This window comes from Staphylococcus gallinarum (assembly GCF_000875895.1).
Taxonomy (GTDB): domain Bacteria; phylum Bacillota; class Bacilli; order Staphylococcales; family Staphylococcaceae; genus Staphylococcus; species Staphylococcus gallinarum.
Genome location: NZ_JXCF01000012.1, coordinates 23,143 through 47,515, shown reverse-complemented (window position 1 = coordinate 47,515; position 24,373 = coordinate 23,143). Strand labels below are relative to the sequence as shown.

24 protein-coding genes and 1 pseudogene are annotated in these 24,373 nt (G+C 31.9%); 15 read left to right on the top strand and 10 right to left on the bottom strand.

All coding sequences use genetic code 11. The features are described 5' to 3' along the window. Nucleotides 1-354: 354 nt before the first annotated feature. The 5 genes from SH09_RS09480 to SH09_RS09460 all read left to right on the top strand — a co-directional run bounded on the left by SH09_RS09480 (nt 355) and on the right by SH09_RS09460 (nt 5,321). Nucleotides 355-1,449: a YeeE/YedE family protein gene (locus SH09_RS09480; RefSeq protein WP_042739408.1), complete on the top strand. Its 1,095-nt coding sequence runs from the start codon at nt 355-357 to the stop codon at nt 1,447-1,449. Nucleotides 1,450-1,469: 20 nt separating this feature from the next. Beyond that, on the top strand, nt 1,470-1,694 hold the full coding sequence (locus SH09_RS09475; RefSeq protein WP_042739407.1) for a sulfurtransferase TusA family protein: 225 nt from the start codon (nt 1,470-1,472) through the stop codon (nt 1,692-1,694). A gap of 146 nt (nt 1,695-1,840) precedes the next feature. Then, a complete protein-coding gene (locus tag SH09_RS09470) occupies nt 1,841-2,803 on the top strand; it encodes a LacI family DNA-binding transcriptional regulator (RefSeq protein WP_042739406.1) in 963 nt (320 codons plus the stop codon). Nucleotides 2,804-2,870: 67 nt separating this feature from the next. Further along, nucleotides 2,871-4,352, top strand: coding sequence for a sucrose-6-phosphate hydrolase (locus SH09_RS09465; RefSeq protein ID WP_042739405.1), 1,482 nt, complete (start codon nt 2,871-2,873; stop codon nt 4,350-4,352). A 3-nt stretch (nt 4,353-4,355) separates the two neighbouring features. Then, on the top strand, nt 4,356-5,321 hold the full coding sequence (locus tag SH09_RS09460; protein ID WP_042739404.1) for a carbohydrate kinase family protein: 966 nt from the start codon (nt 4,356-4,358) through the stop codon (nt 5,319-5,321). A gap of 68 nt (nt 5,322-5,389) precedes the next feature. On the opposite strand, the gene agrA is transcribed toward SH09_RS09460, so the two are convergent. The 6 genes and pseudogenes from agrA to SH09_RS09430 form a co-directional block, all read right to left on the bottom strand. Next, a complete protein-coding gene (gene agrA, locus SH09_RS09455) occupies nt 5,390-6,106 on the bottom strand; it encodes a quorum-sensing response regulator AgrA (RefSeq protein ID WP_042739403.1) in 717 nt (238 codons plus the stop codon). 12 nt (nt 6,107-6,118) lie between these two features. Next, a pseudogene (gene agrC, locus SH09_RS09450) lies at nt 6,119-7,379 on the bottom strand (quorum-sensing sensor histidine kinase AgrC). A 25-nt stretch (nt 7,380-7,404) separates the two neighbouring features. Next, nucleotides 7,405-7,542: a cyclic lactone autoinducer peptide AgrD gene (gene agrD, locus SH09_RS09445; RefSeq protein ID WP_042739402.1), complete on the bottom strand. Its 138-nt coding sequence runs from the start codon at nt 7,540-7,542 to the stop codon at nt 7,405-7,407. Further along, nucleotides 7,542-8,114, bottom strand: coding sequence for an accessory gene regulator AgrB (locus SH09_RS09440; protein ID WP_042739401.1), 573 nt, complete (start codon nt 8,112-8,114; stop codon nt 7,542-7,544). The genes agrD and SH09_RS09440 overlap by 1 nt, the downstream gene beginning before the upstream one ends. A 1,114-nt stretch (nt 8,115-9,228) precedes the next feature. Next, on the bottom strand, nt 9,229-10,017 hold the full coding sequence (locus SH09_RS09435; RefSeq protein WP_042739400.1) for a carbon-nitrogen family hydrolase: 789 nt from the start codon (nt 10,015-10,017) through the stop codon (nt 9,229-9,231). Nucleotides 10,018-10,228: 211 nt separating this feature from the next. Further along, nucleotides 10,229-10,858, bottom strand: coding sequence for a nitroreductase family protein (locus SH09_RS09430; protein ID WP_042739399.1), 630 nt, complete (start codon nt 10,856-10,858; stop codon nt 10,229-10,231). 187 nt (nt 10,859-11,045) lie between these two features. Here SH09_RS09430 and SH09_RS15800 point away from each other — a divergent pair, with 187 nt between their 5' ends. After that, nucleotides 11,046-13,259, top strand: a complete 2,214-nt coding sequence (locus SH09_RS15800; RefSeq protein ID WP_052495431.1) for an SdrH family protein — start codon at nt 11,046-11,048, stop codon at nt 13,257-13,259. A gap of 134 nt (nt 13,260-13,393) precedes the next feature. Here SH09_RS15800 and mroQ read toward each other — a convergent pair whose 3' ends face one another. Beyond that, entirely contained in the window at nt 13,394-14,137 is a 744-nt protein-coding gene (gene mroQ, locus SH09_RS09420) for an intramembrane glutamic endopeptidase MroQ (RefSeq protein WP_042739398.1), read from the bottom strand. Between the two features lie 177 nt (nt 14,138-14,314). Here mroQ and groES point away from each other — a divergent pair, with 177 nt between their 5' ends. Together groES and groL are read left to right on the top strand one after the other, a co-directional pair. After that, nucleotides 14,315-14,602, top strand: coding sequence for a co-chaperone GroES (groES, locus tag SH09_RS09415; protein WP_042739397.1), 288 nt, complete (start codon nt 14,315-14,317; stop codon nt 14,600-14,602). Between the two features lie 55 nt (nt 14,603-14,657). Then, nucleotides 14,658-16,283: a chaperonin GroEL gene (gene groL, locus SH09_RS09410; RefSeq protein WP_042739396.1), complete on the top strand. Its 1,626-nt coding sequence runs from the start codon at nt 14,658-14,660 to the stop codon at nt 16,281-16,283. 379 nt (nt 16,284-16,662) lie between these two features. Here groL and SH09_RS09405 read toward each other — a convergent pair whose 3' ends face one another. Then, the gene (locus tag SH09_RS09405) at nt 16,663-16,905 is read right to left on the bottom strand and encodes a hypothetical protein (protein WP_042739395.1); all 243 of its coding nucleotides are present in this window, start codon (nt 16,903-16,905) and stop codon (nt 16,663-16,665) included. Nucleotides 16,906-17,185: 280 nt separating this feature from the next. Next, on the bottom strand, nt 17,186-17,749 hold the full coding sequence (locus tag SH09_RS09400) for a dihydrofolate reductase family protein (protein ID WP_042739394.1): 564 nt from the start codon (nt 17,747-17,749) through the stop codon (nt 17,186-17,188). A 369-nt stretch (nt 17,750-18,118) separates the two neighbouring features. Between SH09_RS09400 and SH09_RS09395 the strand changes: the two genes are divergently transcribed. The 3 genes from SH09_RS09395 (at nt 18,119) to SH09_RS09385 (ending at nt 20,873) form a co-directional block, all read left to right on the top strand. Next, nucleotides 18,119-19,285, top strand: coding sequence for a YbfB/YjiJ family MFS transporter (locus tag SH09_RS09395; RefSeq protein ID WP_042739393.1), 1,167 nt, complete (start codon nt 18,119-18,121; stop codon nt 19,283-19,285). 18 nt (nt 19,286-19,303) lie between these two features. Next, nucleotides 19,304-20,149: a LysR family transcriptional regulator gene (locus SH09_RS09390; protein WP_042739392.1), complete on the top strand. Its 846-nt coding sequence runs from the start codon at nt 19,304-19,306 to the stop codon at nt 20,147-20,149. 256 nt (nt 20,150-20,405) lie between these two features. Then, nucleotides 20,406-20,873, top strand: a complete 468-nt coding sequence (locus SH09_RS09385) for a DinB family protein (RefSeq protein ID WP_042739391.1) — start codon at nt 20,406-20,408, stop codon at nt 20,871-20,873. 80 nt (nt 20,874-20,953) lie between these two features. On the opposite strand, the gene SH09_RS09380 is transcribed toward SH09_RS09385, so the two are convergent. Then, a complete protein-coding gene (locus SH09_RS09380) occupies nt 20,954-22,243 on the bottom strand; it encodes an aminotransferase class I/II-fold pyridoxal phosphate-dependent enzyme (protein WP_042739390.1) in 1,290 nt (429 codons plus the stop codon). Between the two features lie 197 nt (nt 22,244-22,440). Between SH09_RS09380 and SH09_RS17010 the strand changes: the two genes are divergently transcribed. From SH09_RS17010 to pmtA, 4 genes are all read left to right on the top strand, one after another. After that, the gene (locus SH09_RS17010) at nt 22,441-22,536 is read left to right on the top strand and encodes a Trp-rich small protein (RefSeq protein WP_229367409.1); all 96 of its coding nucleotides are present in this window, start codon (nt 22,441-22,443) and stop codon (nt 22,534-22,536) included. Nucleotides 22,537-22,758: 222 nt separating this feature from the next. Beyond that, nucleotides 22,759-22,947: an SE1626 family protein gene (locus SH09_RS17005; protein WP_042739389.1), complete on the top strand. Its 189-nt coding sequence runs from the start codon at nt 22,759-22,761 to the stop codon at nt 22,945-22,947. 151 nt (nt 22,948-23,098) lie between these two features. Continuing rightward, nucleotides 23,099-23,479 (top strand): PSM export ABC transporter transcriptional regulator PmtR, encoded by a 381-nt coding sequence (gene pmtR, locus SH09_RS09370; RefSeq protein ID WP_042739388.1) that lies wholly within the window; start codon nt 23,099-23,101, stop codon nt 23,477-23,479. After that, nucleotides 23,476-24,363 (top strand): phenol-soluble modulin export ABC transporter ATP-binding protein PmtA, encoded by an 888-nt coding sequence (gene pmtA, locus SH09_RS09365; RefSeq protein ID WP_042739387.1) that lies wholly within the window; start codon nt 23,476-23,478, stop codon nt 24,361-24,363. The genes pmtR and pmtA overlap by 4 nt, the downstream gene beginning before the upstream one ends. The last annotated feature ends 10 nt before the right edge of the window (nt 24,364-24,373 follow it).

The window sequence follows — 24,373 nt, the reverse complement described above, 5'->3', positions numbered from 1 at the left end:
TTTTGATGGGCTTGTTATTGCTTGCTTTCCTAAGGTAGCGAGTCTCGGTCTCGACACTCAACATACTCCCTCAGGTGTCTCGCAAACAATTCGCAGTTCTTAAATGTAATTACTACAATAAATAAGACACTTTAAAATGAATTAATTGAAACAGAAACTATCCTTGAGATAAAACAAAAAATAAAAAACAAATTAAGTGATGAAGATTTAAATAAAATCATAAATCATCGATTATTTACTAAAATTTCTATTTCTAAATATATTAAATATATAAAATGAGCAAAGAGGTTGAAAAGTTACTCTGATTCTAATATTATTAATCTTATTGATTTTATCGGGGAAAGAGGTTATTGAATGACTTGGTTAATTTTTAGTGGGCTCATTGTAGGTGCACTATTAGGTTTTGTAATGCAACGCACACGGTTTTGTTTAGCAGGTGGCTTTAGAGATATGTATGTACAAAAAAACAATAAAATGTTTTATGCATTATTAATCGCAATTACGGTTCAAAGTATAGGTCTATTGATTCTTACGTCAACTGGAATTGTTGAAATACCAACAGCATCATACCCATTAATAGGTACTATTATTGGATCATTTATATTTGGTATAGGGATTATCTTATCTGGCGGATGTGCAACAGGTACATGGTACAGAGCGGGTGAAGGTTTAATCGGTAGTTGGTTAGCACTTGCAGCATATGCATTTACATCAGCAGCAACTAAATTTGGGATTTTATTGCCATTAATGAATGGCTTAAATAAACCAACTAATGTCAATACAAGTATGGCACAAACAACAGGCATTCCAACTTGGATTTGGGTGTTAATATTAACAATTATTACTGTATTTGTAGTGGTTAAGACATTACGTAAGCCAAAACCTAAATTTGCAGTACCACAATTAAAACAAAAATTCACTGGAGTTAGACATTTACTATTTGAAAAGAAATACCATCCTTTTGTTGCCGCAATTGCTGTTGGATTAATTGCATTATTGGCATGGCCAGTCAGTGAGACAACAGGTAGAATGTATGGTTTAGGTATAACGACACCATCAGCAAATATAATTCAATTTCTCGTTACAGGTGATACAAAGTTACTAGACTGGGGCGTATTCTTAGTTTTAGGAATTTTCCTAGGTTCTTATATTGCAGCTAGAGGATCAAGAGAATTTAAATGGAGACTTCCAGATAAAGCGATAATACGTAATAGTGTTATCGGTGGTGTGCTGATGGGATTTGGTGCGTCAGTAGCTGGTGGATGCTCAATTGGTAATGGCTTAGTAGAGACAGCGACAATGTCTTGGAAAGGCTGGATTGCATTGGCATCGATGATATTAGGCGCATGGACAATGAGTTACTTTTTATTTATAAGACCTATGAAAAAAGCACAAAAATCACAAGTAAATAATAAAAATACAGTTACTTCAGGAACACAAATGACTTAAAGTTAAAGGAGATAATAACTATGGTATATGAATTAGGTACAGTAGGTATGGTTTGTCCGTTCCCATTAATTGAAGCTCAGAAAAAAATGGACACATTAGATAATGGTGATGAATTGAAAATTGATTTCGATTGTACGCAAGCAACAGAAGCACTACCAAATTGGGCTGCTGAACAAGGTTATCCAGTTACAAATTATGAACAACTAGACGATGCTTCTTGGACAATTACTATTAAAAAAGCTTAATAAATAAATTAAAGAAGAACCATCTTGGACAGGCATAAAATAATGCGTCAATTCAAGATGGTTTTTACTTTAAATGGTATTTAAAGCGGTTCCAATATGGTAGAATAGTAATGTTTACAATAGCTAAATAATGAGAGTGAGAGTATATGAAAAATATTGCTGATATTGCAAAAATTGCAGGCGTATCCAAGAGTACTGTTTCTAGGTATCTAAACAATGGATCAGTTAGTCTAAAGACAAAACAAAAACTAGATAAGATTATTCAAGAAAATGATTATCAACCTAATCAATTTGCTCAAAGTTTACGTGCCCATAGAACAAATATGATAGGCGCAATTATTCCGAGAATGAATTCTTATGCTGTGGATGAAACAGTCAAGGGAATTAAAACAATATGTGACGAATTAAATTATAGTTTGTTGTTAAATTACACTAACTTAAATTCAGAAAAGGAACTAGAAGCTTTAGAAACATTTTACCGTAGTAAGGTTGATGGCATTGTGTTAATGGCTACTGAAATTACAGATCGTCATTTAGCTATTATTAACAAGATTCAAGTCCCTGTAATTATTGTTGGACAAGAGCATGAATCTTTACATTGTGTCATACATAACGATTATCACGCTGGGTATATTGTTGGTAAAAAATTAGGTCAGCAAAATTATAAAAATATTAAATTTTTCGGGGTAACCGAAAGCGATATTGCAGTTGGTATTGATAGAAAATCAGGGCTTATTGCAGGATTGAAAGCGTATGGTCTAGAGCCAAATATTTCATTAACTTCATTTAATTATCAAGAAGCGATGGAAGATGTTATTTCTGAATTAGATGCACATCCACATTATGATGCAGTTGTTGGCGCTACAGACTCAATAGCCTTAGCTGTGCATAAATATATTTCAGAACATGATCAACAAGTGAAAAATCAACGAATTGTTGGCTTTGGTGGAGATCCTGTTACAGAAATTGTGTCACCATCGATTAGTACAGTTATATATCACTTTGAACAAGCGGGGGAAGTAGCAATGACACAATTAAATCATATGATTAAACAACAACCAATTGAACAAAGGTTAACTATTGATGTCAGCCTATCATTTAAATCTTAGTAGAAACATGATATGATGTAAAAGTATATTGTGGAACCGGTACCAAAATTATTTAGGAGGATAAAAAATGACGGAGTGGACAAGAGAACAGCGTTATCAAAGAATTGAAGATGTAGATCAACAAACAATAGATGCATTGACGGAACAAGTAGATGCATCAAAATATAGACAAAGATATCATATACAACCTACAACGGGATTACTAAATGATCCTAATGGTTTAATTTATTTTGATGGTAAGTATTATGTTTCTCACCAATGGTTTCCTTTAGGACCCGTACATGGATTAAAATATTGGTATACATATACTAGCGATGATTTGGTACACTTTGAACCAATTGGTCCTACATTAAAACCCGATACAAAAGATGATAGTCATGGAGTCTATAGCGGAAGTGCCTTTGAATATAATCAACATTTATATTATATGTATACTGCAAATCATCGTGATAAAGATTGGGCTCGTTCATCAAGTCAACATATAGCAAAAGTTGATGCAGATGGTAAGGTTGAGAAATTCCCTAAAGCTGTTATTGCTGAACCTCCAGCTGGTTATACTCAGCATTTTAGAGATCCGAAGGTATTTACAAAGGATGGGGTCTATTATGCCATCATTGCAGCACAAAATGATTTAGAACAAGGTAGAGTATTACAATATCGCTCTAATGATATTGTGAATTGGGAATTCCAAGGTGAGATTGAAACAAAATTAGATGAATTTGGCTACATGTGGGAATGTCCCGATTACTTTAATTTAAATGGCTATGATATCTTAATGTTTTGTCCACAAGGATTAGCATCAAAAGGCGAGCATTTTAAAAACATATATCAGTCTGGTTATATTATGGGGCAATATGATATTGATAATTTAACTATGAATCATGGAGATTTTCACGAATTAGATCATGGGTTTGATTTTTATGCACCACAAACATTTATAGATGAACAAGGTAGACGCATCTTAATTGGTTGGATGGGATTACCTGATACAAATTATCCATCGGACGAAGATGGCTGGGCACATTGCTTAACTATTCCTCGTGTATTAACGATAGAGGAAGGTAAGCTCAAACAAAGACCTATTCCTGCATTAGAATCATTAAGAACTAATGAAGAGACAGCACTTGGGTATGCTAATAAATTCCCAAGACAGCTTCATCCTTATGAAGGTACACAATATGAATTAATAATAGATATTTTAGAAAATGATGCAACTGCTATTTATTTCGAATTAAGAACTTCTAAGCAACATTCAACACTTATAACTTACGACACCAAATCTAGAACGTTAACTTTAGATCGTAGTGAAAGTGGTTTGTTACCCGATCCAGTTGAGGGAACTACACGTACAACAACACTAAGTCAAGATTTAACACAATTAAGAATATATGTTGATACATCAAGCGTTGAAATATTTTGTAATAATGGAGAAAGTGTATTAACATCTAGGATTTTTACTGATGAAAATGCAACCGGTATTAAAACATCAACAGAATCAGGACAAGCATACTTAAGATTTACTAAATATGATTTGAAGGATGATAAATAAGTTATGAAACGTTTACTAGCAATTGGAGAAGCACTTATAGATTTTATACCTAATACAACAGATTCTAAATTAAAGGATGTAGAAGGATTTTCTCGCCAAGTAGGTGGCGCGCCATGTAACGTTGCTTGTACAGCGACTAAGTTAGGTGGTAATGCTGAAATGATTACGCAATTAGGTGATGATGCATTTGGTGATTTAATAGTCGAAACGATTGAAACAATCGGTGTTCAGACAAGTTATTTAAAGCGAACACATGAGGCAAACACTGCTCTAGCATTTGTAAGCTTAACTAAAGATGGAGAACGTGATTTTTCATTTTATCGTAAACCATCTGCAGATATGTTGTTTTCTGAGGAAGATGTCACAAATATTGAAGTAACTAATAAGGATATACTACACTTTTGTTCAGTTGATCTAGTAGAAAGCCCTATGAAAAAAGCACATAAAGCATTGATTGATAAGGTTAAATCAGCAGGCGGCACAATTGTCTTTGATCCAAATGTTAGATTACCATTATGGGATAGTGAAGCGGATTGCAAAAACGCAATTCATGAATTTCTATCACTAGCTAACATTATTAAAATTTCGGATGAAGAATTAACATTTGTGACAGGCGAGGAAAATGAAAAACAAGCTATTCAATGGTTATTTCAAGGCGATGTTGAAGTTGTTATTTATACGAAAGGCCCAGACGGAGCGGTGTTATACTTTAAAGACGGGACTATTATAGAACAACAAGGCATTAAAGTAAAAGCCATCGATACAACTGGCGCTGGTGATGCATTTATCGGTGCATTAATCAGCAGATTGTTAACATCAGACAGTACAAATGCAGTAATTCAATTAAAAGAGGAAGGGCAAGCAATTCTAAATTTCAGTAACTATGTAGCAGCTATGGTTACTACGAAATACGGAGCAATTGATAGTTTGCCAAATTTAGAAGAAGTAAATGCAGCATTAAATAAATAACAAAATAAAACGCCATATAAAGCTTTCACTATGAAAGGATACTTTATATGGCGTTTACTATTTATGAATTATATTTTTTTAACGTTCCTTACTGATGCATAACAATGTTCACTATTTTTAAAATATACGATACGAGATTTAGAGTCTATTGATTCTATGTTGTGTCGATTTACGACAAAGCTATTATGACAACGGAAAAATCTTTCATCTAATTGATCAATTTCCTTTAAGTTGCCATAAAATTCAATTTGACGATTATCCAAATGTGCTATCAACCGATGTGATTTTGATGAAGACTCGAAAAACATGACATCATCATATTGCACATAAACCGAATTACTACCACGCTTTAACTCAATTGTTTCGACATTACTTTCTTTAGATAATAATTTTAATCTAGATTCTGAAGTTTCTAAACAGTCTATTATTCTTGATTTAAGTTCATCTGGATCATCTTTAAAGATAAAATCCATTGCAGCAACTTTATAAACAAAAGTTAAATAAGTTAACTCACTATGACTTGTCACAAAAATAATATTTCCCACTGGGTCATGCTTTCGAATCTCACTTGCTAACTTTATTCCATTAATATCCGCTTCAAGTTGAATATCTAAAAAATAACAACCAATGTCATTTAAATCTTTAGAACGTTCTAAAATTTCATAAGGATCATCTGTAGCAACTTCAATTTCCATAGGTTTTTCTTCAATCATAATGTAATTGTTTATAATTGAAATCATATTCTCGCGCTGTTTTGGGTCATCTTCACAAATGAATATCTTCATGTTTCCACGTCCTTATGAATTAGAATTTAAAATTTCCACTTTTTGAATAAAGTAATTATTATCAATTGTTGTATCTAATAAAACATTAGAAGTTGTATCTGTCAATTCCTTTAAGGTAGAAAGACCTAATCCACGATTTTTCCCTTTTGTAGAAAAGTTTTCTTTAAAGAGGGTGTGTACTCTAGGCATATCAGGCTCACATTTATTCATAACAATAAACATAACAGAATCATCATTATTTTTGATAAAGGCAATGCGAATCAAGGGATCATCTTCAATTTTTTCTGATGCTTCAATTGCATTATCTAAAATTATGCCAATGGCTCGACTTAAATTAACGATAGGCATGTCTATTTTGTCAATTGGTTCTGGAACTTCAATACTGATACGAATATTTTTCTCTTGAGCTTGTAATATTTTAGTTGTTAACAAACCTTTTATCTCTCGTACTTTTAAATTTTCAATACCATTGATCTTAATGGCATTCATTTGCATACTATCTTGCATTGGTAAAATTTCTTCATTGAAGTATTTTTTTAAACCGTCCATATCATTTTCTCTAATAAATTCTGACATGGTGGACAAAATATTTACATAATCATGTCTAAACTTACGCATTTCATTATTAATGTTTTCAATTTGCAGTGTATATTTGTAATAATTTTCAATTTCTTGCATATTACGTTTATACTGAATCTGCCTTACAATACTAAATGAAATTGTGATAATTAGAATAGCTAGCGTAATGATGAAAATTGAGTATAACACTACTAAAAATTTTGTATCCGCAAATGACATAATTTGATTAGGTAAATAGAAATAAACAACTAATAAACAAGTTAATAAAAATAACGCTACAATAGTCAAATAAATTTTATTGAATGATAAGTCCGATGATAATAATTTCTTCACAAAATATCTTGAAATAAAAGAAAACCCTAAGGTTGTAACAGCAAATAATATCAAATAAAGGGAATTAAAAAGCAAATCACTTTCAATAAGGTTATATGAAATAGTTGCTAACCATATAGTTATAAAGTTGGCTATGTATAATATAAAGAAACTAATTAATACAGAAACAAAGCCAATAATCCTATTTTTGAAATACATATAAATAACAGAACAGAGTAAAAGAAAGATCATTGCTTTATTATGGAAAAAATAGAATACAATAGTTGAAGGGATTATAAGATATACCATTAATTATCTTGATAATAATAAATAGTATAACAGCTTGAAATATTGATAATGTAAGTGAAGTTAATATTGTCATTCTTTACACACTTTCTACTGACCAATTATTTGTGTAATTCTGTTATTTCTGCTGGTACTTCTGGCTCATCAAAGAAACCGCCACATGGTCTAGCACCAACTGAAGCACCTAATGCTGAAAAGAATTTAGTAGCTAAATTTAATAAAGAATCTAAAATATTCATTATGAAACATCCTCCTTAGGGAAAAATATTGGTAGTTGAACCACTGAAATTAATACAATACCCAAAAGTATTAATTGTTGATAGGGTTCAGAGAAAAATACTGAAATCACTAATAATAATAAAGTTACTACAATCGTTTTTATTTTCTTACCTTTTCGAAGTCTTTCAGGTATAGGTTGCTTCTTGGTTTCTGCAGGTGCATAAATAACAAGAATAATAAATCCCATTATTGCAAGTATATACATTATTAATGGAGACACTTGCATATACCCAATTAACCAAGGTAATAAAACAAAAAGCAATAAATTTTGCACGTGACACAAAAATGATGATTTCGCATGTGCACCGTGTGCATAAAGCCTAATGAAAAAATAAGTTAAATGTACAGTTAAAGTGTATAAAAAGAGATGACAGAGGATAGAAACGCCATAAGTAACTAATGCTTTAAAAAAGTTAATTGCAACTGCTTGCATACCCAAACGGATTTTTAAAAACTCAATATGTTCTAAATTATTGCGTTGTTGCAAATAACGTGAAAATTGTTCGATTTTATTATCAATAAGCTTAGACATTACGCTTCTCTCCTTGCTTGTATTATACAAATTTAATTAAGTTTTGAGCGTCTTATTGCTCAACTGTACTTTTTGAGTTCCTAACTGTTTCATTTACCTATCTGTTTAATTTTAACATATATATTTTTGCAGTTTGGAATAAATTTTGACAAGTTAAGAAAAAATGACCAAGTCACTTTTAATTCATGGTTAAATGGTCATGTATCACAAAGAAGTGATAAACATTTTACAAATCATTAATCATTTTGTTTGTAATGATTATGATTGATTGAACTTAAGAGCAGGGGTTCAATTAATTAACTATTAAAGGTAAGTTCACTTTTGTATAGTTGAGTGAAATACTGGTAATAGTGGTCGTTTTTCAATTCTTTGAATACAAACAAAGGAGGCTGATGTAGTGACAAATTACTTTTCAGCATTAGTTAGTGACTTTGTAAAATAGCACAATTTTGTTTTATTCAATAGAATAAGCAAAGTTATTTTGATGTTATAGAATATTCCCAATTCTATATGTCAGAATATTGTTTTATCAGTTTTTTTGATTTGATGATTATTCCCAGTCGCAAATCAACAGTAACACATTCGTAGATCTTTCCCAATCTCGAATGCGTATCATTTATTACTCATACTTAATAGACCATTCCCAGTCTCAAAATGAGTATTTTAAAGTACTTAATATCATTGACCTTTCCCAGTCACAAATTAAGTACGAGCTATTACATTGATTTAAGATCATTCCCAGTCTTTAAATCAAGTATCAATTAATCACTCAAACATGAGATCAATTCCCAGTCTCAGATGAGTGCCATTAATACTTTTGTGATAAGGATTTTCCCAGTCTTTAAGCAAAGGGTATTACACATTGAGGACAGACCTTTCCCAGTCTGAAATCAATATTCAAACATCTATAACAGAGATGTTTGGAATGTTAAGATGTAAGCTATCGTAAACATCATTCAATTTATCATTAATTAACGGTAAATTCACTAAAAATTTTTTCATAATTAATAACATCCCCAAAAAATAGATAGAGAATTAACTGTAAAAACATTCCCTTAATAATAAGTTACAAAAACCGTGAGCCCCTCCCAAGCTCACGGTTTTTTTATGTTTTTTAGTATTTATATAAATCAGTTCTTAAATTATCAAATACAGGTATGGCAGCTCTTTGCTGTTCAACTTCGTTTAAATCTATCTCGCATGTTATATGTCCTTCTTTTTCTTTGAGCTGTTCTACAATTTCACCGTTCGGATTAATCACTGCTGACTTTCCAGCATATAATGTATTGCCGTCATCTCCACAGCCATTACATGCAACAATAAAGATATTATTTTCAATAGCGCGAGCCTGTAATAATGCTAACCAATGATTCGCTCTTACTTCAGGCCATTGTGCCACATAAAATGCAATTTGTGCGCCATTTTTTGCTGGATATCTCAATAATTCAGGGAAGCGCAAATCATAACAGATGATTTGTGTAGCTTCGATACCATTAGAAAGTTTGAATTTCTCTGGTACAGTTGTGCCAGGCGTCATAAATCTAGGTTCGTCTAGCATAGGGACTAGATGCACTTTGTCATAACTATTTACTAAAGTACCATCTTTTGTCACTGTAAAAGCACTATTATAAATATGATCATTTTTAGAATTTGACACTGAACCAGCTACAATATCTACTTTAAATTGTTTAGCTAATTTACTAATAAAAGCATAACTGCGTGTTAAATTTTTATCAGCGAGTTGATGTAATTGGGGAAGAGCATAGCCGTTGTTCCACATTTCTGGTAAAACAACCAGGTCAGTGTCATTGGAAACATATTTTTCAAACCAATTTAAGATAGTTTCTTCATTTAAAGTTACGTTTGCAGGTTCTACTTTAAATTGAAAGATCTCTATATTCATTTAAATCGCCCCTTAATTTGTTGTTAGAGTTAATATACTAAATAAATATAGATAATTCAAAATTATTCGAATTTAACCAATAAAAAAGAAGTTAATCTAATATACATATAGTAAAAATAATTTCATCCAAAAAAGTAAGTATTATGATTCAATCAAAATACTTACTTTTTATTACTATATACTATTGATTAACTTCTATATTAATTTAGAGCTATTTTCTTACTAAGAAACGAGCGTTAACATCTTGGAATTCTTTTTCTCCAGCAGCTTCACGAATGTTACCAAATGGCATTTGAGCAATTAATTTCCATGTTTTTGGAATATCAAAAGCTTCTTGTGTAGCTTCGTCTACTAATGGGTTATAGTGTTGTAATGACGCGCCTATACCTTCAGTGCTTAAAGCAGTCCATACTGCAAATTGATGCATTGCATTAGTTTGATTAGACCAAATTGCGAAGTTTTCAGCATAACTTGGCATTTGCTGTTGTAATCCCTCAACAACTTCTGTGTCTTCAAAGTAAAGAATTGTACCGTATGCATGTTTAAAGTTATCAATTTTATCTGATGTAGGTTGGAAGTCTCTGTCGTCACCCATAACTTTTTTCAATTCATTTTTTGTAATATCCCAAAACGCATCATGTTTATCATTTAATAATAAGACAATACGAGTAGATTGTGAGTTAAATGAAGATGGAACATGTTTGATTGCATGTTCAATGATTGATTCTACTTCTTTATCTGAAATTGAAATTTCTTTTTCTAAACTATAAATTGTGCGTCGTGTTTCGACTGCATTTTGAAAACTATCTAATGTTTTTGTGTTTTTATTAAATAAACCCATGGCTAAAACTCCTTATCCGATTTAAATTATATATTAAGTATAATAATTATATCTTAGTTTGTAAATAGGTTTTTACATAAAATTTCAAAGATATTAATATTATCTTTCAATAACTAACTTTTAATGAAATAATAGATGAATTCTAATATACTGAAATTGATATGAGAAATTTTAGGGAGGCGAATTAATGAAGCATCCTTTTTCACAAAAAATGGTCGTTTCAAGCTTTGTATTTGCACTTAGTACTGTGTTAGTTACAAAGCCGACATATGGTGCAATACAACAAAATAATGATTCACAATACAAAAGTGTAGATAATATAGAAAATAGAGATACAAATCAACGAGATAGTTTAATGAGAAATGTTAAATATCCGGAAACAAATAATAATGCAGACGTTACAAACACGAGTGATAATAATAGTCAAAACACCTTGAACAGTGATAAGGCCACAACAACTTATCAAGATGTGACAGAACAACCAACGAATACTAACACGACAGCTGATGATAGTAAATCGCAAGATACGCTATTAACGCAAGATATTAATTCGAATCAAACAGATTCGATACCGCAAGAAGATAATACGACAGAACAATCAAATGATTCTGAGACAAATGATTCAAATTCAGATGATGGTACAGGAGAGACTTTGCCAGATTATAGTACGGATGATTCAGATAGTGGGGAACCTAATAATAATGGTGAGCCAAGTCAGTCAGATAATAACAATGAGCCGAGTACTGAAAATCCAACCGATACAGATCGTATTGATAATTCAATACCAAATTCTGATGATCAATCAAACTCTAATGTCCCAACTGATAACACTAATCCAAGCCAGACAGATGGGACGAATAACGATACATCAGGTTCAAATAATTCAACGCCACAGGATGGCTCAGACAGTACAACGAATACAGGAGATGCATCAGACGATTCAAAACCAAATACTACAGATAATTCAAATGACTCAAATGGTGATGATTCAACAGGCAATTCAAATCAAACAGATGGTACAGGATCAGATGGCTCATCAACTGGTGATTCAACAGACAATTCAGGGCAAACAGATGGTACAGGATCAGATGATTCTAATAGTACGACGCAACCTGATAATCCAGATGATAATGTGAATCCTGATAACACTGGAGATGATGATAATTCTCAAGCAGATGGAGACAATTCATCAGAAAATCCAGATGACACAAATCAACCGAATAGTGATGTGAAACCACCACCTAGTCATACTGGAGATACTTCGGACGATTCAAAACCAAATGCTCCAGATAATTCAAATGACTCAAATGGTGATGATTCAACAGACAATTCAGGGCAAACAGATGGTACAGGATCAGATGGCTCATCAACTGGTGATTCAACAGGCAATTCAGGGCAAACGGATGGTACAGGATCAGATGATTCTAATAGTACGACGCAACCTGATAATACTGGAGATGATGATTCTCAAACAGGTGATATGCAGCCACCAAGTAAACCTAATAATACGGATAAACCGCATCAACCAACATCACCGGATAAATCAGAGGATGATAGTACAGGACAGATGCCAAGTTCGAATGAACCAGACAATTCAGGGCATCAATCAACCGAACAACCAACACATGATGATGCATCGACGATAACTCCAGGTGATACCCATACTACTCAGAATACGCGACCAGATAATACGACAGCTAGTAGTAATACAGGAAATCAATCGAGTCACCATTCGGTCAACACAGATACTACAACAGTAAATCACAACCAAGATAATCATGCTTCTGAACATCCAGTGAATACAGCTGCACCACAATATAGTTCAGATGAAAATAATGGGGTAACCTATGGCGAATTGTCAGCAAATAAGGAACAACAAATTAACCGTAATAATGGTGATACAAGAGTTGTGAATCGTTTTAAACAAATGTCTAGTGGATCGTTTAAATATAATCCATTTGTGTTAAATCAGGTTCGAGAATTAAACAACAAAGCCGCAAGTGTCACCGATAAAGAAATCTCTGCAGTTTTAAAAAAGCAGAGATTTGAAGATAATGCATATTTAAATTCATTGCAAAAAGGAACAAACTATTTTAAATTTGAATATTTTAATCCTCTAAAATCAAGTACGTATTATAAAAATTTAGATAAACAAGTATTAGCATTAATTACAGGGGATATTGGTTCAATGCCTGATTTGAAAAATCCTAAAACGAAAGCATCTTCAGGTAAGTATGAATATCATTCAAGTAGTGAAGAAGAACTGACAGATACAAAAGAAAAGAATGAAAGTTCAGCGATTGATATCAAATTTGAAAGAACATTATTTGCATTAATAACTGCAATGATAGTTATATTCTTAGGAATGGTGATTGGTTACTTTGTTCATAGAAGAAAATAAACTATTCGCTACTTATGTAAATAAAATGAAACATTAAGATAGGATGTTAAAAAGAAAATTGTGAAGTCTTAAATAATTGCTAAAAAAATAGAGCTAATCATAATAGATTAGCTCTATTTTTTTATTAGTCAATATCAACAAATGAAATGAATGATAAATGATGTTGTTTCTTGTAGTTGTTTTATTTTTTCAGGTCCAATAACAATTTGGATAATGACAACTAAACTATTTTGCATAATATGTACTAAAATAGGAACCCAAATGCGCTTTGTATATGCATATAATGCAGAAAAGATAAATCCCATACCAAAATAAATAATAAAGAATGAAGGGTCGCCGTGAGCAGCACTAAAGATTATAGAACTAACGATTGCTGCTATAAGAAAGCTTACTACTTTATTTCCTTTGATTAAGTTATATATTTCCCCGAATATAACCTTTCTAAATACAAACTCTTCTAGAATGGGACCTACTGTTGATATTAAGATTATAAATAAAGGTATTTCTTGTGCGACTTTCATTAATCTTGCAGTATTAGGGCTTTTATTTGGTGCTCCAAATACGTACATATTTATTGTACCAGCAATAATTTGATATATCATTACTATAGCAAAACCAACAACTGCCCACAATATTACATATCTTTTCTTTTCCTTGGTTTGACGTTCAATGTAGGAAGGGTTTTTTATAAAAAGATTAATAAGTATGATGAGTATTGCAGCTACAATAAAGCAAGCTACCTGAGAATATATACTAGCAAAAAGCAATTCTTTCCCAGAAAGATTGTCAAAAAGGCCTAACAATTGAAGTATGACTACTCCTAATTGTGCTAGTCCATAAATTAATAATGTCAAAATTGACGCCCATAATCGAGACATGGTGAACCTCCAATAATAAGTATAGTATTTATTCTATCGTAAATAGCAGACATGTACAAAATTTACGATGAATAGTTTTAACTTGAATTATTGACCAAATTTGATTATTATAGAAAGTGTATTAGCACTCAAGTACATTAAGTGCTAACGATTTACTATTTTGAGGAGGAACAGTCAATGTTAAAGCCATTAGGTAGTCGAGTGATTATACAAAAAACAGAACAAGAACAAACAACGAAAAGCGGAATCGTATTAACAGATAGCGCTAAAGAAAAATCTAACGAAGGAACTGTTGTAGAAGTAGGTGCAGGACGTACTTTAGAAAATGGTACTCGAGTTGTTCCTGAAGTTAATAAAGGCGATAAAGTAGTCTTCCAACAATATGCTGGTACAGAAGTTAAACGTGGAGACGAAACATACTTAATCGTTAATGAAGATGACATTTTAGCAATTATTGAAGAATAAAGACCTTATATATATATTTTAACAATAAAAATTACAGCACGGGGGTAAGAAAATTATGGCGAAAGATTTGAAGTTTTCAGAAGATGCACGTCAAGCAATGCTACGAGGTGTAGATAAATTAGCCAACGCAGTCAAAGTAACAATTGGGCCAAAAGGTCGTAATGTTGTTTTAGATAAAGAATATACTTCACCACTGATTACTAATGATGGTGTAACAATCGCTAAAGAAATTGAACTAGAAGATCCATACGAAAATATGGGGGCGAAATTAGTACAAGAAGTAGCAAACAAAACCAATGAAATAGCTGGTGATGGTACAACAACTGCAACGGTACTAGCGCAAGCGATGATTCAAGAAGGACTTAAAAACGTTACAAGTGGTGCTAACCCAGTTGGTTTACGTCAAGGAATTGATAAAGCTGTTGAAGTTGCAATAACTGCTTTACATGATATTTCTCAAAAAGTAGAAAATAAAAATGAAATCGCACAAGTTGGTTCAATTTCTGCAGCTGACGAAGAAATTGGTAAATATATTTCTGAAGCTATGGAAAAAGTAGGTAATGACGGAGTTATAACTATTGAAGAATCAAGTGGCTTCAATACAGAATTAGAAGTCGTTGAAGGTATGCAATTTGATAGAGGATATCAATCTCCATATATGGTTACTGATTCAGATAAAATGATTGCAGATCTTGAAAGACCGTACATTTTAATCACTGATAAGAAAATTTCATCATTCCAAGATATCTTGCCATTACTTGAGCAAGTAGTTCAAGCAAGCAGACCAATCTTAATAGTTGCAGATGACGTTGAAGGCGACGCATTAACAAATATCGTTTTAAACCGTATGCGCGGTACATTTACTGCAGTAGCAGTCAAAGCACCTGGCTTTGGTGACCGTCGTAAAGCAATGTTAGAAGATTTAGCAATCTTAACAGGTGCACAAGTGATTACAGATGACCTTGGGTTAGAGCTGAAAGATGCGACAATAGATATGTTAGGTACTGCTAATAAAGCAGAAATTACTAAAGATAATACTACTGTTGTAGATGGTAATGGAGACCAAAACAATATCGATGCACGTGTCAGTCAAATCAAAGCTCAAATTGAAGAAACAGATTCAGACTTTGATAGAGAAAAATTACAAGAGCGTCTTGCTAAATTAGCAGGTGGTGTAGCAGTAATTAAAGTTGGTGCAGCTAGTGAAACTGAATTAAAAGAACGTAAATTACGTATTGAAGATGCATTAAACTCAACAAGAGCTGCCGTTGAAGAAGGTATTGTTGCAGGTGGTGGAACTGCATTCATGAATATCTATGATAAAGTGGCGCAAATTGATGCTGAAGGTGATGTAGCTACAGGCGTTAACATCGTATTGAAAGCATTAGAAGCACCTGTACGCCAAATTGCTGAAAATGCTGGTTTAGAAGGATCAGTTATTGTTGAAAGATTGAAAAATGCAGAAGTCAGTGTAGGATTTAATGCAGCTACAAATGAATGGGTTAACATGTTGGATGCAGGTATCGTTGATCCAACAAAAGTTTCACGTTCTTCATTACAACACGCAGCAAGTGTTGCGGCAATGTTCTTAACTACTGAAGCGGTAGTTGCTAATATTCCAGAAGAAAATAATGGCAATGATGCTCAAGCAGGTATGGGTGGCATGCCAGGAATGATGTAAAACGGCTTATAAAAGCCGTTGTTACAACGTTTTTCGATTTTCGAAGACATAACAATGACTTAAAAAGTTCAAATAAATGCCCGATAGGTTCAGCTGAACTTGTCGGGCATTAAAATTATTCTTTGAGACGCTTTCCATGAGTATACTAAACTTTTGGGAGGTGTCTTTGTTATATGAAATATAATGTAATTTGTATTGTTTAAAAGTGAGTATCTACTATTAATATTTATTTTAGGTATTTAAAAAATAGTTGGATTAGTAGCGGAAATATAAAAAATTTCAATAGATAATTTATAGTCGCTGACTCTTAGTCTTCGTTTACATAACTAAATTGGTAATAGAGCAAAGTAACCATCTATTTATAATTTAGAGATGGCCATTAATTATTTATTATACTTATTAAATATAAAATACCTGCTATTAAATACAGTAACGCAATGATTTTCGATCTTCTAATATATATAATAAACATGGTTATAAAGAAGGCGAAAAAATATAAATTTCCAAATTGATTATTAATATGTATATAATCAAACAGGATTAAAGCTCCCAAGGTTAGAAATACGATAGCAATAACAGTAAATATCATTTCATAAACATTTAGTTTATCGTCTTTTTTCATAAAATCACTCCTGCTAGAATAATTTTTAGCATAGATTGTTTTTATAAAGTGAATAACAGTGGTATTGTTGTACCAATTTAATATGTTTATGGTGATGTTAGGTTGTTAATTTATTGATTATAAGCATGAGTCATAATAGAAAGTGCTATCATTAATTAAATTGTTATGGATATCATTACTTTTTAATTAATTTTTTTCTATTAGCAGTCTTATTACTTTGATGTTAATTTTACTTTTAGTAAACGTTTGGCATAATATTATCATCAAGATTTCTATAATTCTAGTGGGTACGATAAATGAGTTGAACGACACCGGAAGTAAAGGTGTTTGTTTCAATCAATGTTAAATTTAATCTATGCTTTAAATCATCGAATAGTGGTTTTCCTGATCCCAAGATAACAGGGTGTATTGAGAGTCTATATTCGTCAATCAAATTTAATTCAATAAATGTAGTGATTAGGCTTGAACCACCATATAACCATAGGTTTTTTGTAGATTCTTGTTTTAATCGATTCACTGTTTTGGAAATATCTTCGCTGATAACGTGAACATTTTCCTCTGGATAGGTTTGCGATTTAGAAAATACATATTTTACTTTGCTGTGAATTATATTCCACATTTCCTTTTCATCTTCAGTTGCGTCATTCGTTGGCGTGAATTGTCCCCATAAATCATAACTTTTTCTTCCATATAGTATTGTGTCAATTTGATTTAGGAACGTTGTAAAGGACATCTCAGGATCCATGATGCACCAATCAACTTCACCATTTTCTCCTTCGATAAATCCGTCTAATGTAATAGCCAAATCTAAAATTACCTTGCCGGTCTCCGATTTCGAAGTCATCATCATACCTCCTATTATACGAAAGATTGTCTATCGCTTAATACTATTGATTATATTTCGATATTATCATAAGCACAACTACACGTCACTGGGACATCGTTTTTAACTCTAAGTTACGTCATCATAACGTGTAGAATGAATTGTAATGTCTATGGCACCAATTTAGAAAATGCTTCACCTAACATGATTACAAGACAAATACGTATAAGAGGAAAAATAAATTTATAGAATTATAAGGAGAAATTGACTTAAATCAGAAGAATTGCCATCAATAATGTTGATTGAATTAATCAAAAATCATCATTTTTATTGATAGTATTTTCGCCGTATAATATAAAGTATAATTCTGATTCGAAAAGAGGGCAAAGCATGTTAGATAGAACATACAAGCAATTGATATCAGGAATGATAGCCTTATTTATAGTTATGGCAATCAGTAGGTTTGCATTTACACCAATATTACCGATTATGCAATCAGCTACAGCGTTAAATAGTCAAACTTCAGGTTATTTAGCAACTTCCAATTATTTAGGTTATTTGATTGGCGCTATTATACCAATTTGGTTTATTTTCAAATCAAAAGCGATCGATTTGAAAATATATTTACTAATTAATATTGCTAGTACAGTATTAATGGGAGTATCGAACCATTATGTTGTATGGTTGGTCTTACGTTTAATAGGCGGTATTACTAGTGGGACAGTGTTTGTATTGGCTTCTAATATTGTGTTAGATGCATTAAGACAAGCATATAAAGAAAGTATTTCTGGTCTATTGTATAGTGCTGTTGGTATGGGACTCTTTGTAAGTAGTATTTATATATTTTTCGCTACGGATTATGTATCGTGGCAAGCGTTATGGATTACATTAGGTATATTTTCAATGATTATAGCCATGTTTGTCTTTTTTACAATGAAAGATAATACACATTTGAAAAAGGAGAGTGCACAAGGTCATAACCATTTAGCAACACAATCTATTAATGCTAAATTTAAAAGGTATTTCTATATTGCATATTTCTGTGAGGGGGCAGGATATATTATAACAGGTACATTTTTAGTTGTTATTGTGAAATCTATACCGCAATTTGCAGACTATGCTTCGCTCAGTTGGATGTTTGTTGGATTAGGTGCAATTCCTTCAACAGTACTTTGGTCAATGATTGCTGATAAGATCACTAGAGAGAAAGCAATATATTTAGCATTTACTTTGCAGATAATTGGTGTTTGTTTACCAATCTTTTCTCATAATATAGTTAGCATTATTATTAGTTCTATATTATTTGGTGGTACTTTCTTAGGTCTAACTACACTCTTTTTATCTCAAGGTCAAACTATGATGTATCGCTTTAATACTAAGACTAACTTTGTTGCCTCGTTAACCGTAATCTATAGTGTAGGACAAATGATTGCGCCTAGTATATCAGGTGTTTTGATAGGTGAATCGGGAAATTATAACTTAGCTTTAGGATTTGCAACGGTTATTTTATTGGTTGGTTTGATCAGTAGTGCTAAGAGTTATAGCGTGATGCGTTAAATTGGAGTGATATGAAAAATGCAAATTGAGGATTTAAAAACATTTAAAACGGTATGTGATATGAAAAGTTTTACCAAAGCTGCAGTTGAATTAAACTACGTACAGTCAAATGTAACTGCTAAGATTAAGCGCTTAGAAAAACATTATGATGCGCAACTACTTTATAGAGATAAGAGAGAAATTACACCTACAGCAAAAGGTCAGGTACTCTTAACTTATATTAATGACATACTTTCTCTTGTAGCAAAAGCAGAAGCAGATATTGTTAAAGTAAAACAATCTACATTAAAAATTGGTTCAATTGAAACGATTGCAGCGACAAGGTTACCTGAAATATTGGAAGCCTTTCGCAGAACAGATAATAACACTAAATTAAATGTTACTACTGGTTCATCTAAACAGCTCATTGAGTATATTAAAGCTAGAAATCTAGACGGCGCATTTTTATCAGGAGAGGTTAATGAAAAAGAACTGCTACAAGTCCCATTATACGAAGAAAGAATGATTGTTATTTCTCAAAAGGGTAGTGAGGACTTGTTACAGACCAACTTACCGCAATCAATTATTGTCTTTGAACAAGGTTGTTTTTATAGAAGTTACTTTGAACATTGGTTGGACTATAATCATATAGCTATTCAAAGTGTCATGACTTTAAATACTTTAGATGGTATTTTAGGTTGTGTGAAAGCTGGCATAGGCATTGCAATGTTACCATTGTCTGTATTACATAACAGACCTGATATTGATGTTGATTTTTATGAAATAAATGAAATTTTTGAAGATGTACCCATTTCTTTTGTTTATCGTAAAGACAATATAGGTACACCTGCCTTTTTACAATTATTAGCTATATTACAGAAATAATTATTGAATAAGGTTAATACTTTGTTTAACTCCATCGTAATATTAAAGCATATGTTAGTGTTAATAAGTTGATTTAATTTCTAATAAGGAATGAATTTGATATGCTACTTATTAGCTATTGATATTTTATAAATATTCTAGTATTTATTGTGCACTGAATAAACATTTGATATTAGGGTAGAGTTGAAAATAGTTTCGCTACAAAGGTGTAATGCTTTGTATGATTTTCAACTTGTTTACGAAAGGGAGAATAATTATGACAAAGAAAACAGTTTATGAGGTTATTGATACTGGAATTAATTATCTATTGTCTGGATATGAAAAATGGGATAACGATCAAGTTTTAGATGACAAATTTGAGCTGTTTCCAAATACAATTCATTGGCAATACGGACATGTATTAACGATATTTGAATCTGGCTTATCTCTATGTGAACAAAACGAAGTAGATGTGGTTAAATATAATGAATTATTCGGATATGGTAGTTCTCCAACAGAATGGGGAGATAAAGAAATACCATCAATCGATGAAATTTTTAATTATTTAAAAACTGTACCTGATAGAGCGAGAAATTTAACGGATCAACAATTAGAACAGGAATTGACTGAAACAATTGCAGGTTGTAATACATTAGATGAATTGCTTGTATTAAATGCGATACACATTCCATTACATGCCGGTAAAATTGAAGAAATGTCACGAGTATTAAAACAACAACAATAAATAAAAGGAACAAACACTAATTTAACGTTTCACTAATAAAAGTGACGTTGTAGTTTAGTGCTTGTTCCTTTTTAGTTTAATTAATTTTGTAATTCTGCAATTGCTTTTGCGATAGAATCAAATACATGCGGTATGTCTTCTTTTTCTACACAACTAAAGGCAATTCTGATATCTGTCTTATTTAAAGCGATAATACCGATTGAATAATTTTCAATTAAATGTGTGCGTAATGTCTCAGGATCTACACCTTTGACTTGTACAGCCATGAAGTAACCTGAATTAAATTCATATGGTTGCCAGTATGGTTTATATTTTTCATCATAAACGACATCTTTAGTGACTTCATAGCGTGCTTGTAACGTATCGATATTGTGTTGAATTTCTTGGTCGAACGTTTCATTATGTTCTAACACGTATTTCACTGCATTTTGGGAAGGCATAGGACCACTAGAAATATTACTTCTAATCATACCTTTAACCTTTGCTTCTAATACAGATTTTGCTGTTTCATCATTTACACCAAATGTAATGAAACCAACTCTTAAGCCCCAAGCAAAAAATTCTTTAGTTGCACCGTCTAAACGTATAGGAAGTAGATTTTTTAACTGTAAGTTTGTTAATGCAGTAAATAAAGATTGAGTATAGACATCTTCATAGAATAATCCGTAATATGCATCATCAACAAGAGCGATGACATTAGTACCTCGTTCTGCTAAGTCTTTGATAGCTGTCACGATTTGATTAACTTGATCTTTAGTAGGTGTGTAACCTGTTGGGTTGTTTGGATAATTTAATATAAGTACTACTTTATCTTTATTATAATTCGCTAAAGTATTCACTAAAGCATCTGTAGTGTAATTACCATTTTCATCAAAAATATCATACGTTTCGAAAACAGCACTATGTCTTGTACTATAAACAAGTTTGTAGTTACCCCAGTTATGTGTAGGCAATAATATTGTATCACCACTGTTTACAAACATATCGCCAACTAATGATAAACCATGAGTCAATGCATTTGTGATAATAGGTCTAGTCATATCCGTTTTATTTAAATCTGGATTTTCTTTCAACATTTTTTCTTGCCATAAATCACGTAAGGGTTCGATACCTTGAGGAGGTGAGTAAGGGAAAATTTCATCAGGTTCTAATTCGCCAAAAACGTTATTTAAAGTGTCTGCGTACATCTTTTTATTGCTATAAGTTGCCATACCAATAGTGGCATTATATTTTGTAGCTTTGGCTTCAGCAGATTGAGATAAAATACCTTTCGGATAATACATTAATTTACCTAAATCTGAAAGCATATCTGCAATTTCTGGATTTGATTTAGACAATTGTTCATTTAAATCTAAAGCTAATGGATTCATGGATGGTCTACCTCTCTTTACATATTGTTACTTCCTATATTATCTTGAAATCATTTAAAATTAAAGTCCTGACCACATTTTAAATAAAATTTATAAAAAAACTGACACCTTTATCGAACATATGTTCTATTTGTGTTAAAATAAGAACAGGCCATCAAATTCCACATGGCACTTTTTACTGTGGGAGGTGTAGTATGATATCGTGGTGGCAAGAAATTATAGGAACGCTAATAACGGGTTGCTTACTTGTTATTTTCCGTGTTTGGTTAGAAAATAATTGGAAAGACAAATAGGTGGCCCTACACAAAAACCCCAAGTCTGCGACACCAGACTTGGGGTTGTGTAGTATAATTCGTGGATACATTTACAATTTTATCATCAATGATATAACTCTGCAAACATTATATTTTATTGTATATAATAGAATTAGAACTGTTCATATACTAATAAATTTAATAGTATATTTAGAAAATTAAATTATTGTTTGCTATAATAACGATGTTCGGGGTGATTAGGTGAGACATTTAACTAAAGTTTTTGTGTGCTTAGCAATTATTTCATTTATTGTAGGATATTATTTACAGGCGAATGGTAATGAATCATCTGGTATTAAATTATTAATAGCTGCAATAATGTTTATGATTTGCGCGTTTATTAATCGAAATAATAATAGGAAAGAACGAAATAAACACCACAAAAAATAATTTATAAGTAATTACAAGGCTTAACTGTGTATATACTGTATACTCAATTAAGCCTTTTTCCATGTATTAATCACATATTTAACAGAAAGATGTTTACAACTAATGATATATTGTGTATATTGTGTATATACAGCGATAAGGGAGGACGTTAATGAAAATACTTTTAAAAAATAATAGTGAGAGCCCCATATATGAGCAAATTAAACAGCAAATTAAAGAAAATATTTTAAAAGGCTACGTTGATCCCGGCGAACACTTACCTTCAATGCGTGAATTAGCACAAGATTTAAGTGTTAGTGTAATTACCACCAAACGTGCTTACGAAGATCTCGAGAAAGATGGATTCGTCTTCACTATTAGAGGAAAAGGCACCTTTGTAAAGGAACAAGATAGTTCGATATTGAAGGAAAAACAATTTATTGTGATTGAATCCTTAGCCAAGTCAATTAGCAAAGAAGCTAAAACGATTGGTATGTCTCTCTCTGAATTGCAAGATATCCTAGCAATGATATATGAGGAGGACGAGGAATGAATGCAATAGAAGTTAATGCCGTTAATTACGAATATGGTGGCTTTGCATTAAAAGATATTAACTTTCAAGTTCCAAAAGGGTATGTAACAGGCTTTATCGGCTCCAATGGTGTTGGGAAGACGACCATGATTAGAATGATAATGGATTTAATTGAGCCAAGTAGTGGAGAAATCTTTGTGTTTGATAAGTCAATGCGCAAACATGCTGTGGCGTTGAAAAATAAAATTGGTTTCGTTTACTCGGATTTATATTTAAATGAAAAATGGACTATTAATAAGGTTGAATCGGTTGTAGCTCCTTTTTATGACGATTGGAATCATGAGTTATTTAACAGCTACTTAAGAAAATTCAATTTATCATATAACAGTAAGATTAAGACTTTATCAACTGGAATGAAGATGAAATTATCAATTGCGATTGCCTTCAGTCATCAAGCTGAGTTATTCATTTTAGATGAGCCGACCTCTGGATTGGATCCAATCGTACGCAACGAAGTCCTAGATATAATACAGCAAGAATTGATTAATGAAGAAAAAACAGTCTTTTTATCGACACATATCATTTCAGATCTAGAGAAAATTGCAGATTACTTAATTTACTTTAAAGACGGTAAAGTTGTATTGAATGATTATTTAGATCAAATTATGAATCAATATCAAGTTGTTAAAGGTGATTCTGAACACCTAGACGATGAGTTGTTTGGATTGATGCATTACTATGAAAAAAATAAAACAGGATATGTCGCCTTAACTGACCAAGCCAATGTCTTCAAAGAAATATTTGGTAATAAAGTTGCAATTACCAAGCCGACGATAGAAGAATTAATGGTTTACTTGGAAAAAGGTGACAGTACAACAGTGGAACATGAAAGTGAGAATAAATGAAGGAGACGTT